This is a genomic window from Parasphingopyxis lamellibrachiae (genome assembly GCF_003385775.1).
Classification (GTDB): Bacteria; Pseudomonadota; Alphaproteobacteria; order Sphingomonadales; family Sphingomonadaceae; genus Parasphingopyxis; species Parasphingopyxis lamellibrachiae.
Genome location: NZ_QRDP01000004.1, coordinates 2709034 through 2722112, shown reverse-complemented (window position 1 = coordinate 2722112; position 13079 = coordinate 2709034). Strand labels below are relative to the sequence as shown.

Below are 13079 nucleotides of genomic sequence, written 5' to 3'. Positions count from 1 at the left end.
CCCACGAGTGTATCCTGAATGGGAGGCCGGGTGGGGGAGCGGGCCGGTGCCGCGCCTGAGGCGAAGCCGAAAGTCTGAACAAGGAACAACCCCATGACCACCGAAAACGATATCAAGCGCATGATGGCGCGCGGCTGCGAATTTCTTGGCACCGAATATGCTATCCTGGGCGGCGCGATGAGCTGGATCTCGGAGCGCAATCTCGTTTCCGCCATCTCCAACGCCGGCGGCTTCGGCGTGATCGCGTGCGGCGCGATGGAGCCGCATATGCTCGACGAGGAAATCGCCGAGACTGCCAAGCGCACCGACAAGCCGTTCGGCGTCAACCTGATCACCATGCACCCGCAGCTGGAAGAGCTGATTGAAGTCTGCGCCAAACATGAGGTCAGCCATGTTGTGCTCGCCGGCGGACTGCCGCCGGGCTGGGCAATTCCGAAGATCAAGGAATTCGGCGCAAAACTCATCTGCTTCGCCCCGGCTTTCGCGCTTGCAAAAAAGCTGGCCCGCAGCGGCGTCGACGCGCTGGTGATCGAAGGCATGGAAGCGGGCGGCCATATCGGCCCGGTCAGCACATCCGTCCTCGCACAGGAAATCCTGCCCGAGCTGCGCGACGAACTGCCGATCTTTATCGCGGGCGGCATCGGACGCGGCCACGCAATTGCCGCCTGGCTGGAAGTCGGCGCAGTCGGCGTTCAACTCGGCACACGCTTCGTCTGCGCCAGCGAATGCATCGCGCATGAGAATTTCAAAAAGGCCTTTATCCGAGCGCCCGCCCGCGATGCGATCGTCTCCACCCAGATCGACGACCGCCTCCCCGTCATCCCCGTCCGCGCGCTCAAGAATAAAGGCACGCAAGAATTCGCCGCCAAACAGATCGAAGTCGCGAAGCGGCTTGACGCGGGCGAAATCGAGATGGGCGAAGCGCAGCTCCAGATCGAACATTTCTGGGCTGGAGCGTTGCGCCGCGCCGTGATCGAGGGCGATGTCGAAAATGGCTCGCTCATGGCTGGTCAGAGCGTCGGCATGGTGAAGGCTGAGGAGCCCGTCGCCGATATCATCGCGACGTTGATGGATGAAGCGGTGAAGGCGCTGGAGAAGAATAGGGGTTAACGAGAGAGCGGAATCAACGATGACTCAGAAGAGAATGCCACGTTCTGTGATAATCTTCGTTGTTCTGAGCTGCATCTTCTTCTTATGTATATGGGTTGGCTTATCGATCTTTGACCAACACGACCGGATCATATGGTCGTTCTTCGCGCTCCTTTGGTTCACCAATCTGCTCTGGATGGTGCATTTGTATCGCCAGCATTCAATATTTGGTCCGATCCAAGCCTCTCCGCGCTCACCCTGAGCTTGTCGACAGATAAGCGCCGCCTCAAAAAGGATTCACCGTAAACCCATCCTGCTGCAACAGCGCGTGCGCCGTCATCGCTGACAGCGCCATATCGACGCCGGGCAGTAGATATTCGACATCGATCTCATAATAGGCTGCCGTCTGACCGCAGACGATGATCTGGACATTGTTCGCAACCAGCGCTTCGACCGCCGCCACATTGACGTTTTCCGCGCCGTCATAATGGGCGCCGTATCTTTCCGCATTGGTCATATCGAACGCAGCCTGGCCGTGGACGACGACCGCGATGCGGATATTTTCCGGCGGCACGCCCGCCGCGACATGCATGTTGATGAAGCGCGCGGCGCTGTCGATCGTACGGTTGATCTCACCGGGCTCGGCCTGCGTCGATGTGTCGAAAACCACGGCGAATTCGGCATCGGCCGGAATCGCCATCGTCGTCGTCACATCGGCGATCCGGCCGAATTGGGTGTAGACCGGGCCGGAATGAAAGGCGGCGTACTGGGCCGCGAGCGGCGTGGCGGCAAGGCTGAGGCCGATCAGGGCAAGGGCGGGTTTGAGCATCGGGGCATCCTGTCAAAGTGCGGTGTCCGGTTCATCCTACCGCCTGTCTCGGGATAGGAACAGTGCGAGATTTCCCTCTATTCCGTTTACCCTGAGCGTGTCGAAGGGTCGTCCTTCCCCTCTTCCGCCGGTTCGGAAGAAAAGGACGGGGTTTCGACAGGCTCAGCCCAAACGGCCTTGTGGTGGATAGATGCCTCAACAGGCCGGGCACCGTTACTTCTCGACCAAAGCCAATCTTTTGCGATGCTTAGCGTTTCCGCAATGGCGCCCATCCTGATGCTCTGCTAATCGGTCGCGCATGAGTTTTTCCGAAGCGACAGCCTCCTCCCGCGAAATTCTGACCGGGTTGCACGATGTGATGGCTTCGCGCACCCATGCGCAGGCCAAGCTGAACCGGGTCGTCGAGATTATCGGCGAGGCGCTGTCGAGCGAAGTCTGCTCGATCTACCTGCTGCGTGAGGGCGTGCTGGAGCTTTATGCAACGCTCGGCCTGAACCAGGATGCCGTGCACGTCACCAAGCTGGCGCTGGGCGAGGGGCTGGTCGGGGTGATCGCGAAAACCGGCCGTATCCTCAACCTCGACGAAGCGACATCGCATCCCGATTTTGCCTATAAGCCCGAAACCGGCGAGGAAACCTATCACAGCTTTGCCGGCATCCCGATCATCCACCGTGAACGCACGGTGGGCGTGCTTTCCGTCCAGCATGCCGATCCGCGGCCCTATCGCGATGTTGAGATCGAAGCGTTGCAGACCGTGGCCATGGTGCTGGCTGAGCTGATCGCCAATGCCGAGCTGATCGACGACAGCGCCACCGATGACGAAATTGCCCGCCAGACCGAGGCCATGCATCTGACCGGCCAGAAACTGGTTGTCGGCATGGCATCCGGCGTTGCCGTGTTTCACCAACCGCGCGTCAATATCGAACACACCGTCGCCGACGATGTCGAGGCCGAACGGGCGCGCGTCTATGCGGCATTCGGCAAGATGCGCGAACAGATCGACACGCTCTCCAACCAGGCCGAATTCGGCGCGGGCGGCGAGCACAAAGATGTGCTCGAGACATACAAGATGTTCGCCTATGACGAGGGCTGGAGCCGCCGGATCAATTCCGCGATCGATTCCGGCCTGACCGCAGAGGCGGCGATTGAGCGCGTCCAGCAACGCACCCGGGCGCGGATGCATGAAATTGACGATCCCTTGCTCGCCGAGCGGATGCACGACCTGGAAGATCTCGCCAACCGCCTGATCCGCATCGTGTCCGGCCAACTGGGCACGGCGGCGCAGCTCGGGCTGCGCAATGATTCCATCCTGATTGCCCGCAATCTGGGCCCGGCCGAGCTGCTCGAATATGATCGGCGGCGGCTCAAGGGCGTCGTCCTGGAAGAAGGTTCGCTGACCGCGCATGTAACCATCGTGGCCCGCGCCATGGGTGTGCCGGTGCTGGGCCGGGTCGCCAATATCCGGCGGCTGATCCATGAAAATGATGAGCTGCTCCTCGATGTGGAGGATGGCTCGGTTTATGTCCGGCCTTCCGGCACCATGATCGAGGTGTTCGAGGCCAAACAGGCGCGATTAAAAGAGAAACGCGCCGAGTTCGAGGCGCAGCGCGATGCGGCGCCGGAAACGCAATGCGGCAAGCGGCTCAAGGTCATGGTCAATGCGGGGCTTCGCGAGGATGTCGCCGCCGTCAACCTGGCCGGCGCGGATGGCATCGGCCTGTTCCGGACCGAGTTCCAGTTCCTCGTATCCGCCACCCTGCCCCGCCGCGACGCACAGCAGAAACTCTACACGGACGTGCTTGACGCATCTGGCGACAAACCGGTTATCTTCCGTACGCTCGACATCGGCGGCGACAAGGCCGTCCCCTATTTGCGTACCGAAACCAGCAAGGAAGAAAATCCGGCCATGGGCTGGCGCGCGCTGCGCCTGTCGCTCGACCGCGAGGGCCTGATGAAGGTGCAGGCGCGCGCGCTTATCGAGGCGGCGGCCGGCAAGACCCTGAATGTGATGTTCCCGATGGTGTCCGAACCCTGGGAGTTCGACGAAGCCCGCGCCCTGTTCGAAGCGCAGCGGGTCTGGCTTGAAGACCGCCATCACATGCTGCCGCACGACATTCGCTATGGCTGCATGCTCGAAGTGCCCGCGCTTGCAGAGATTCTGGATCAGCTTTTGCCGCGGCTCGACTTTCTTTCGATCGGCACCAACGACCTGACGCAGTTTCTGTTCGCCGCCGATCGCGCCGATCCGCGCATCGCCGACCGCTATGACTGGCTCAGCCCTGCTATCCTCCGTTTCATTCGCCGGATCGTGCGCGAAACAACCGCAGCCGGCGTACCGACCACAATCTGCGGAGAGATGGGCGGCAGGCCCATCGAAGCAATGGCGCTTATCGGCCTTGGCGTGGAGCAGCTCTCGATCACCCCTGCGGCGGTGGGTTCGATAAAAGCGATGATACGCTCGCTCGACGCCGAACAGCTGCGCGGCAGGATGGACGAGTGGCTCGCCGAACCGCCCCCCGACATGCGCCAGACTCTTCTCGACTGGGCGGAGCAACGGTCGGTCGCAATCGCCTGATTTTCGACGAATCGCTTGGCGGAAGTCCTTGACAGAAATGGCGGCAGCTTGCGAAAGCCGTTGGTGACGCATTTGCAGATGTGCAGCGTCTACAGGGAGCGCAGATGTCAGAAGAAAGTGGCGACGACGCCGCATTGTTCGAATCTCTAGTCGGAAGCAAACTTCGCGATGCTCGCGAAAGCCAGGGCATTTCGCTGGAAGATATTGCGAAATCGACACGAATACCTCTGCGCCAACTGCACAATATCGAAAACAGCGAATATGAAAAACTGCCCGCACCAACCTACAGTATAGGTTTTGTGAAGGCCTATTCCCTCGCCGTGGGGCTCAATGCGCCGGAGATGGCTGCGGCGTTCCGTGAGGAGATTGATTTTCGCTCCGCCGGCCAGGCCGCCGGAGACTATTTCGAACCGACCGACCCGGCCCGCGTGCCGCCGCGCAGCCTCGCATGGATTGCCGCCGGCATCGCCCTCCTGCTGGTCATCGGTTACGCCTTGTGGCGGAGCGGCATGTTCGGCCTCGACGGCGACGACCGCGCCAGGATGGCAGCAGGGACCGACGCGCCCGCCGCCAGCGCGAGCCGTGATACCGGCACGTCTCAAACCGCCGCATCATCTCCGCCGCCGCCAGCCGAAGGCACTGTCAGGATCGAAGCGACCGACACAGTTTGGCTGCGTATCTATGAACTGGAGAGCGGCGACCGGATCTACGAGAATGAGCTGCAGGCCGGCGACACATATGAAGTCCCGGCAAACGCCGTTCAGCCCGCCATTCGAACGGGCCGCGCCGATGCGTTGCGGATAACCGTAGCCGGCCGGGCGGTCGATCCGATCGGCCCTGCACAAACGGTGATCAGCGATGTCAGCCTTTTGCCAGCGGACCTTGCGCGCCCTCGCCCGACAGCGACGGAAACCCCGTTAGCCAACTAACAGTCTGCGCCCGCTTCATGTTGGCGACAGGACCGGCGGGCGATATATGTCCCGTTACGGGTCAAGGGAGGGAAAACGCCATGCGTCCTATGCTTATTGCCGCACTGCTGGTTTCGACCGCAGCCACCCCAGCGCTGTCACAGGGCGCCGAGATGGACCGCCGGATCGACCGGGTCGAGCGAGAAATTCGTGCGCTCCAGCGCCAGGTGTTTCCTGGCGGCGATGCCGATTTCTTCGAACCGGAAATCCAGGCCGGCACAGCCGCTTCACAGGCCGGGAACCCCGCCTCAGCGCCGATTACCGACCTGACCGACCGGGTGAATGCGCTTGAACGCCAGCTGGCTACGCTGACGGGCCAGGTTGAGGAGAATAATTTCGAGCTGCGCCAGCTCCGCACGATGGTCGAGGCCTTGCAAGGGCAGGACGCGCCTGACTCCGGCACCGAGACTGGATTGACGACTGGCTCTGCGGATGTCGACGCCGGGCAAGATGCACCCGCCGAAGACAGCGGCCCTGCAAGCGCCGATCCTGAAAACAGCGGCCAGACAGAGCCCCCCGCGGCAACAGCGACCCCGGCGCAGAGCGACGAAGCGCCACTGCCCGATGATGCCGGCGAAGCGGCTTATGTTCGCGGATACCGCCTGTGGCGCGACGGCGATTACGCGGCAGCCCGAGCCCAGCTGCTGCAAACGGTCGAGACTTATCCCGGTCACCGGTTCGAAAGCTATGCACGCAATCTGCTCGGCCGTGCCTATCTCGACGATGACAAACCGGCCAACGCGACCGAGATTTTCGTCCGCAATTACCAGGAACTGCCTAATGGTGAACGGGCTGCTGACAGCCTGTTCTTCCTTGGCGTCGCGCTGACCCAACTCAACTATAATGATCGCGCCTGCCTTGCCTTCGATGAACTCGAAGACGTTTATGGCGAAAATCTGCGCAGCACGATCCGCGAGCAGGTTCCGGGCGCACGGGATGCGGCAAACTGCAGCTAATGGTTTCGCTTTCGGCATAGGGGCGGCTAGAGTCGATCCATGCCGCAGCAAACCCTACCGGAACGGTTCAGGACCGAGACCGAGCGCCTGACCGCCGCGCCGCCGACGGAGAAGGCGCGGATGGGGTTGGCGGTATCCGGCGGTCCCGACAGTCTGGCCCTTCTGGCTCTCGCTGCAGTCGTCTATCCGGGGGCAGTCGCGGCGATCACCGTCGATCATGGCCTGCGCCCCGAAGCGAGCGATGAAGCGGACCATGTTGCGGCGATCTGCGCGCAGCTGGAAGTACCGCACACCATCCGGACGCCCCCACAACCGATTTCCGGAAATCTTCAGTCGGCGGCACGGGCGGCCCGCTATGCGTTGCTGGAGGATTGGGCGACGCGCGAACATCTGCGCTGGATTGCGACGGCGCACCATGCCGACGACCAGCTCGAAACGGTATTGATGCGACTGATGCGCGGCAGCGGCATCGACGGATTGTCGGCCATCCGCCCGGTCAACGGCAAGATCATCCGTCCCCTGCTCCGGTTTCGCAAGGTCGACCTTGTCGCACATATTGAAAGCCGCGGCCTGGAGGCGGTTGCGGACCCCAGCAATGTGGACGACGCCTTTGACCGGGTCCGACTGCGCAAAACCCTGTCCGGCTTCCCCGACTTCGACCCCGAACGCCTGGAACGCAGCATCCGCGCGACGCGGGAAGCGGGCGATGCATTGCGATGGGCAAGCGCGCGGGAGGCCGAAAACCATATTCAGCCGATCGGGGATGGGGTGATACTGACACGCACGGACTATCCCGCCGAACTGCTCCGAAGGCTGGTTATCGCCTGTCTCGATGCCGTCGACCCCGGCCATGCAGCACGCGGACCGGCGCTCGACCGGCTTATCGAAACGCTTTCCGAAGGACAAAAGGGAATGATCGGCAAAATTCTCTGTGTCGCTGAAAGTTCCGATAATTGGCGGTTTTCAAAGGCTCCGCCCAGGAAAACGGGCTGAAATGGTTCAGCCATCGGGCGGTCATCCGTACCAGCCAATTGTCTTTTGACCACAAAATCCTATTTTGGTCGGAACAGAAGGGCCTACACGCGATGAATGACGACAAAGAACCCCAAGACGGCGGCACCAGCCCGTGGATGAAGAGCCTCTTCATCTGGGCTGGCATTCTGGTCGCGCTCATCCTGTTCGTCACCATGTTCGACAGCGGTGCCGAAGCGACGGACAACACGCTCGCCTACTCGGATTTTCTCGATCGCATCGAGCAGAACGAGGTTCAACAGGTCGAGATCAACGAAGGCTATATCAGTGGCACACTGACCGACCAGTCCACCTTCCGTACCGATATGCCGCCGCGCGTGGCTGTGCCGATGGACGAGATGCGCGACGCTGGTATCGCAATCAGCGGCCGCCCCGCCGAACAGGCCAGTATCTGGACCTATGTGCTGCTCAACCTTCTGCCCTTCATCCTGATCTTCGGCATTGCTTTCCTGATCATCCGCCAGATGCAGAAAAATGCTGGCGGCGGCGCGATGGGCTTTGGCAAGTCCAAGGCCAAATTGCTGACCGAGAAACAGGGCAAGGTGACGTTTGAAGATGTCGCCGGTATCGATGAGGCCCGCGAAGAGCTTCAGGAAATCGTCGAGTTCCTCAAAGACCCGGGCAAATTCTCCCGCCTTGGCGGACAGATTCCCAAGGGCGCCCTGCTTGTCGGTTCTCCCGGCACCGGTAAAACCCTGCTCGCCCGCGCGATTGCCGGGGAAGCGGAAGTGCCCTTCTTCACGATCTCCGGCTCCGATTTTGTCGAAATGTTCGTCGGTGTCGGCGCAAGCCGCGTCCGCGACATGTTCGAACAGGCCAAGAAGAATGCCCCCTGCATCGTCTTCATCGACGAGATCGATGCCGTCGGCCGCCATCGCGGCGCGGGCCTTGGCAATGGCAATGATGAGCGCGAACAGACGCTCAACCAGCTGCTCGTCGAGATGGACGGCTTCGAAGCGAATGAAGGCATCATCATCATCGCCGCCACCAACCGGCCCGATGTGCTTGACCCTGCATTGCTGCGCCCGGGTCGTTTCGACCGCCAGGTCGTCGTGCCGCGTCCCGATATTGACGGCCGCGAGAAGATTCTCGATGTCCATATGAAGAAACTGCCGCTGGCACCGGATGTGAAATCCCGGACGATTGCCCGCGGTACGCCCGGCTTTTCCGGTGCCGACCTTGCCAATCTGGTCAATGAGGCAGCGCTGCTGGCAGCCCGCAAGGGCAAACGCCTTGTCGCAATGGCCGAGTTCGAGGAAGCCAAGGACAAGGTGATGATGGGTTCCGAACGGAAATCCATGGTCATGACCGAAGACGAGAAGCGGATGACCGCCTATCACGAGGCCGGCCATGCGATCGTCTCGATCCACGAAAAGGCATCTGATCCCATTCACAAAGCCACGATCATTCCCCGTGGCCGCGCGCTTGGCATGGTCATGCGTCTGCCCGAACGCGATAACTACAGCTATCACCGGGACAAGATGCACGCGAACCTCGCGGTCAGCATGGGCGGCCGCGTCGCCGAGGAAATCATCTTCGGCTATGACAAGGTTTCAAGCGGCGCTTCCAGCGATATTCAATATGCAACGAAGCTCGCCCGCGACATGGTCACCCAATGGGGCATGTCGGACGAAATGGGGCCGCTGCAATATGAAGAACCGCAGGGCGAGACTTTCCTCGGCTATTCCCAGTCGAAAAGCGTCAACATGTCCGACGAGACGGCCAAGAAGATCGACAGCGAGATTCGCCTGCTAATCGACAACAGCTATTCGCGTGCCAAGCAGGTTCTGACCGATAACGCTGATGAGCTCCATGCGCTGGCTAATGCGCTGCTGGAATATGAAACGCTTTCCGGTGACGAGATTGACGAGCTGATCGAGACGGGCAAGTTCGAACGGCCCGACGGCGAAACCGTCAAACCCTCGACAGTGCCGCCCGGCGGTTCGAGCATCCCCAAGACCAAGCCGCGCAAACGGCCCTTCGGAGATGCCGCCCCCGAAGGCGCATAACCGATATTATCATGACACGGAAAAGGCTCGCTTCGGCGGGCCTTTTCTTTGCCCGGTCTCTGCTATCCCAGCGCTCCGATGGTAAGCAACATTACAAAGAAGATAAACGCCGCAGTGAAACAGAAAAACGACAGGAGCACCGTTCTGAAAAAGGCGCTTATTCGCCCAATTTGATAAGTTCCGCGCAATTGCTTGTACATATGGATGAAGGGAATGAAGACCGCCGCGAGCGGTATCCAGGGTATCCCCATGCCCGCGAAACCCAGCACCGTCAGTATGATCGCGAAGAGCGACATGAAGGCCAGCGAATAGGTGACGAACACGGTGTGATCGTACATCTTGAAGCGTCGTGTATAAAAGAACAGCAGCCAGACAAAGGGCACGGAAAGCGGGATCAGCAGCCAGGAAAACTTATAGAAGTTGGCCTGCAATTTGTAGAGCGCCAGCCCCGGATTTTCGTTGATCTTCTGGATGCCATAATCGAGCCTGGCCCAGCCTGTCGAAATATTTGTACCGCTGATATTGGCCTCACCGGCCGGCCCGCCAATCAATTCAAGCGAGTCCTGGCCGAACTCCATCTCCGCGATTCGCTCATCGAGAGCCGCTGCTTCCTGCGCCAGTTCCGCGAGTCTCGCCCGCTGCCCCGGCTGGCTACCGGCTATCGCAATTCTGCGATCGACAGCCTCCCTCTCCGCCTGCACTTCGGCCATTTGCGTATTGATATGCGCGCGAGCCGCGTCCACGTCCACAACGGCCGGGCGGTCGCCAATGTCGATATTGGAGAGTGACGCGCCATAGATGGTCAGAATCCCGAACATCAGGAACACGCCAAACAGAAACATGCCGAGCGGCGAAACAAACTTTGCGCGCTCGCCATGGATATAGCGGCGGGTCAGCTGGCCCGGTTGCCAGATCAGCAGGGGCAATGTCCGCCAGAATTTCCCGTCCAGATGCAACACACCGTGCATCAGATCATGGCCGATTGCCGAGATGGATCGGTGAACATGCGCTTTTTGCCCGCAATAGTGACAATGCGTCCCGATCAGTTCGGTCGAACAGTTCAGGCAATGGGTCTCGCTGTGCTCCGAAGCGCTTTCGCCATGGTCCGGTTCAACCGCCCGCGCTGCCAGCCCGCCGGTGATAGCGTCCCCGATCCCTTCGATACCATTGTCCATCATTTGCTCCCCCGACCGCACATAGCCGCGCCGGTACCGTTTCGTCGATAGTCGTTCACGCCCGGCGCCGGGCATGATATGGCCCGCCGCCATGAACGAACATCGCACCATCCCGACCCCCACGGCCCTGATCGCCGATATGGGTGCCCGCGCGCGCGCAGCTGCGGCAATTGTCTCACAAGCCTCCACGGCCGCGAAAAGCGCGGCTTTGCAACATGCGGCCAAGGCCCTGAGAGAGACCAGAGATACGATCCTCTCGGCCAATAAGGATGATATGACGCGCGGCACGGCCAACGGCCTGAGCCCTGCGCTTCTCGACCGGCTGAAGCTTGATCCGGAGCGGATTGAGGGCATTGCCGGCGCGCTGGAATCGGTTGCCTCGCTCCCCGATCCCGTCGGCGAGCTGATCGACAGCAGCACTCCGCCAAACGGACTGGAGCTGAGCCGGGTGCGCATACCGCTGGGCGTGATCGGAATCATCTATGAAAGCCGGCCCAATGTGACAGCCGATGCGGGCGCGCTCTGCCTGATGGCTGGCAATGCCGCGATATTGCGCGGTGGCTCGGAAGCGATCGAGTCCAGCCGGGCGATCCATGGCTGTCTGGTCACTGGGCTGCGCAAAGCCGGGCTGCCGGAAGACGCCATCCAGCTCGTGCCGACCACCGACCGCGAAGCCGTTGGCGCCATGCTGCGCGCGAGCGGCCTGATCGACATCATCGTACCACGCGGCGGCAAAGGGCTCGTCGCCCGGGTGCAGGATGAGGCCCGGGTGCCCGTGCTCGCCCATCTCGACGGCATATGCCACACCTATGTGCACGCCGCCGCCGAGCCGGAAATGGCCCGCTCCATCGCGGTCAACGCCAAGATGCGGCGGACCGGCATCTGCGGCGCAATGGAAACATTGCTGATCGATGCGCAATTTCCGGACGCCGCAGCCCTTGTCGCGGCCCTGATCGAGGCCGGCTGCGAAGTGCGCGGCGATGAGGCGGTTCAGGCGCTGGACAACCGGGTCGTCGTCGTCGCCGCCGAGGACTGGGACACCGAATATCTCGAACCGATCGTCTCGGCCGCTATGGTCGAGGGGCTCGATGCGGCGCTGGCTCATATCGCCGCCCACAGCTCGGGCCATACGGATGCGATAGTGACCGAGGATCTGGATGCCGCGACGCGCTTTCTCGCTACGGTCGACAGCGCCATTGTGATGCACAACGCCTCCAGCCAGTTCGCTGATGGCGGTGAATTCGGGCTTGGCGCGGAAATCGGCATTTCGACCGGTCGGCTCCACGCCCGCGGCCCGGTCGCGCTCGAAGGCCTCACGACCTATAAATGGATCGCGCGGGGCAAGGGGAACATAAGGCCGTGAGTGGTAGATTTCTGCTGATCGTCGGTGGATGGCTATCAGGCGCTGCCGCCCTTCTGCATCTCGCGGTGATTATCGGAGGGCCAGACTGGTACCGGTTTTTCGGTGCCGGCGAAGAGATGGCGAGAATGGCCGCCCGGGGGGATTCTTACCCGGCCATCGTCACGATCTTCATAGCCTCGATCCTTGCAATCTGGGCCGCCTACGCTTTTTCCGGTGCCGGGCTGATCCGCCGCCTGCCGCTGTTGCGCACCGGCCTTATCGCAATCTCCGCGATCTACTTGCTGCGCGGACTTATCCTGATTCCGATTCTGCTTTTCACGGCAACGCCCATCGGACAGTTCGGTATCTGGAGTTCGCTGATCGTTCTTGTCTACGGCGTCGCCTATGCCGCCGGCACATGGTTGCGCTGGCCCTTACTCGCCCCCGGCACGGAACAGTCCGCGTCTTGAAACCGACCGGTCTCCTTGGCGGTTCGTTCAACCCGGCCCATGGCGGACATCGAGGGATCAGCCTGTTCGCGCTCGATGCACTCGGGCTGGACGAGATCTGGTGGCTGGTTTCGCCCGGCAACCCGCTGAAAGAGGGCGCCAGGGATATGGCGCCGCTGCAGGCGCGGCTGAAATCGGCCCGGAAAATGGCGCGGGGTACACGGATTCGGCCGACCGCTATCGAGCGCGACCTGGGCACGCGCTACACCGTGGAAACGCTGGAAAAGCTGATCCGACGCTATCCGAAACGGCGGTTTATCTGGATCATGGGATCGGACAATCTCGCCCAGTTCCACCGCTGGAAAAACTGGCGGCGCATAGCCCGGCATATAGTGATTGCCGTAATCGCCCGTCCGGGGTATGACGATGAAGCCTTGTCCGCTCCGGCCATGGCTTGGCTGCGGCGCTTCGTCCGGCCCGCAAGCCAGTCGCGTAATTGGACCGATTGGAGACCGCCAGCGCTCGTGTATTTGCGCTTTCGACCCGATCCCCGTTCCGCCACCCGCTTGCGGCGTGACAATCCGCAATGGCATCTTGCCTTCTCAACCACAGCTTCGCGTGACCCGGTTACGCGACGGCGCATCCCATAGGAAAA

The 13079-nt window shown here is 61.4% G+C and carries 11 protein-coding genes; 9 read left to right on the top strand and 2 right to left on the bottom strand.

What is annotated here, in order from left to right; genetic code table 11:
* Positions 1–93 precede the first annotated feature (93 nt).
* Positions 94–1110, top strand: a complete 1017-nt coding sequence (locus DFR46_RS13645) for an NAD(P)H-dependent flavin oxidoreductase (RefSeq protein WP_245953864.1) — start codon at positions 94–96, stop codon at positions 1108–1110.
* Positions 1111–1375: 265 nt separating this feature from the next.
* Here DFR46_RS13645 and DFR46_RS13635 read toward each other — a convergent pair whose 3' ends face one another.
* Complete coding sequence (locus DFR46_RS13635) at positions 1376–1918, bottom strand: DsrE family protein (RefSeq protein WP_116236937.1); 543 nt, start codon at positions 1916–1918, stop codon at positions 1376–1378.
* 298 nt (positions 1919–2216) lie between these two features.
* On the opposite strand from DFR46_RS13635, the gene ptsP reads away from it, so the two are divergent.
* From ptsP to ftsH, 5 genes are all read left to right on the top strand, one after another.
* Positions 2217–4493 carry a phosphoenolpyruvate--protein phosphotransferase gene (ptsP, locus tag DFR46_RS13630; RefSeq protein ID WP_116236936.1) on the top strand — a complete coding sequence of 759 codons (2277 nt, stop codon included), beginning with the start codon at positions 2217–2219 and terminating at the stop codon, positions 4491–4493.
* A 104-nt stretch (positions 4494–4597) separates the two neighbouring features.
* Entirely contained in the window at positions 4598–5422 is an 825-nt protein-coding gene (locus tag DFR46_RS13625) for a helix-turn-helix domain-containing protein (protein WP_116236935.1), read from the top strand.
* 80 nt (positions 5423–5502) lie between these two features.
* Positions 5503–6417, top strand: coding sequence for a tol-pal system YbgF family protein (locus tag DFR46_RS13620; protein WP_147297695.1), 915 nt, complete (start codon positions 5503–5505; stop codon positions 6415–6417).
* A 39-nt stretch (positions 6418–6456) separates the two neighbouring features.
* Positions 6457–7410: a tRNA lysidine(34) synthetase TilS gene (gene tilS / locus DFR46_RS13615; RefSeq protein ID WP_116236933.1), complete on the top strand. Its 954-nt coding sequence runs from the start codon at positions 6457–6459 to the stop codon at positions 7408–7410.
* A gap of 92 nt (positions 7411–7502) precedes the next feature.
* The gene (ftsH, locus tag DFR46_RS13610) at positions 7503–9458 is read left to right on the top strand and encodes an ATP-dependent zinc metalloprotease FtsH (protein WP_116237363.1); all 1956 of its coding nucleotides are present in this window, start codon (positions 7503–7505) and stop codon (positions 9456–9458) included.
* A gap of 62 nt (positions 9459–9520) precedes the next feature.
* Here the strand turns inward: ftsH and DFR46_RS13605 are convergent, their stop codons facing one another.
* Positions 9521–10744, bottom strand: coding sequence for a DUF3667 domain-containing protein (locus DFR46_RS13605; protein ID WP_245953863.1), 1224 nt, complete (start codon positions 10742–10744; stop codon positions 9521–9523).
* Here DFR46_RS13605 and DFR46_RS13600 point away from each other — a divergent pair.
* Genes DFR46_RS13600 through DFR46_RS13590 form a run of 3 tightly spaced genes read left to right on the top strand, consistent with a single transcriptional unit; the run spans position 10725 to position 13074 of the window.
* The gene (locus DFR46_RS13600; RefSeq protein WP_116236932.1) at positions 10725–11996 is read left to right on the top strand and encodes a glutamate-5-semialdehyde dehydrogenase; all 1272 of its coding nucleotides are present in this window, start codon (positions 10725–10727) and stop codon (positions 11994–11996) included. The genes DFR46_RS13605 and DFR46_RS13600 overlap by 20 nt on opposite strands.
* Positions 11993–12445, top strand: coding sequence for a hypothetical protein (locus tag DFR46_RS13595; RefSeq protein WP_245953862.1), 453 nt, complete (start codon positions 11993–11995; stop codon positions 12443–12445). Before DFR46_RS13600 ends, DFR46_RS13595 begins: the two co-directional genes overlap by 4 nt.
* On the top strand, positions 12442–13074 hold the full coding sequence (locus DFR46_RS13590; protein WP_116236930.1) for a nicotinate-nucleotide adenylyltransferase: 633 nt from the start codon (positions 12442–12444) through the stop codon (positions 13072–13074). Before DFR46_RS13595 ends, DFR46_RS13590 begins: the two co-directional genes overlap by 4 nt.
* Positions 13075–13079 lie beyond the last annotated feature (5 nt).

Coding starts and splice junctions, on each gene's coding strand:
- DFR46_RS13645 (WP_245953864.1), top strand. CDS start 94: ATGACCACCGAAAACGATATCAAGCGCATGATGGCGCGCGGCTGCGAA.
- DFR46_RS13635 (WP_116236937.1), bottom strand. CDS start 1,918: ATGCTCAAACCCGCCCTTGCCCTGATCGGCCTCAGCCTTGCCGCCACG.
- ptsP (WP_116236936.1), top strand. CDS start 2,217: ATGAGTTTTTCCGAAGCGACAGCCTCCTCCCGCGAAATTCTGACCGGG.
- DFR46_RS13625 (WP_116236935.1), top strand. CDS start 4,598: ATGTCAGAAGAAAGTGGCGACGACGCCGCATTGTTCGAATCTCTAGTC.
- DFR46_RS13620 (WP_147297695.1), top strand. CDS start 5,503: ATGCGTCCTATGCTTATTGCCGCACTGCTGGTTTCGACCGCAGCCACC.
- tilS (WP_116236933.1), top strand. CDS start 6,457: ATGCCGCAGCAAACCCTACCGGAACGGTTCAGGACCGAGACCGAGCGC.
- ftsH (WP_116237363.1), top strand. CDS start 7,503: ATGAATGACGACAAAGAACCCCAAGACGGCGGCACCAGCCCGTGGATG.
- DFR46_RS13600 (WP_116236932.1), top strand. CDS start 10,725: ATGAACGAACATCGCACCATCCCGACCCCCACGGCCCTGATCGCCGAT.
- DFR46_RS13605 (WP_245953863.1), bottom strand. CDS start 10,744: ATGGTGCGATGTTCGTTCATGGCGGCGGGCCATATCATGCCCGGCGCC.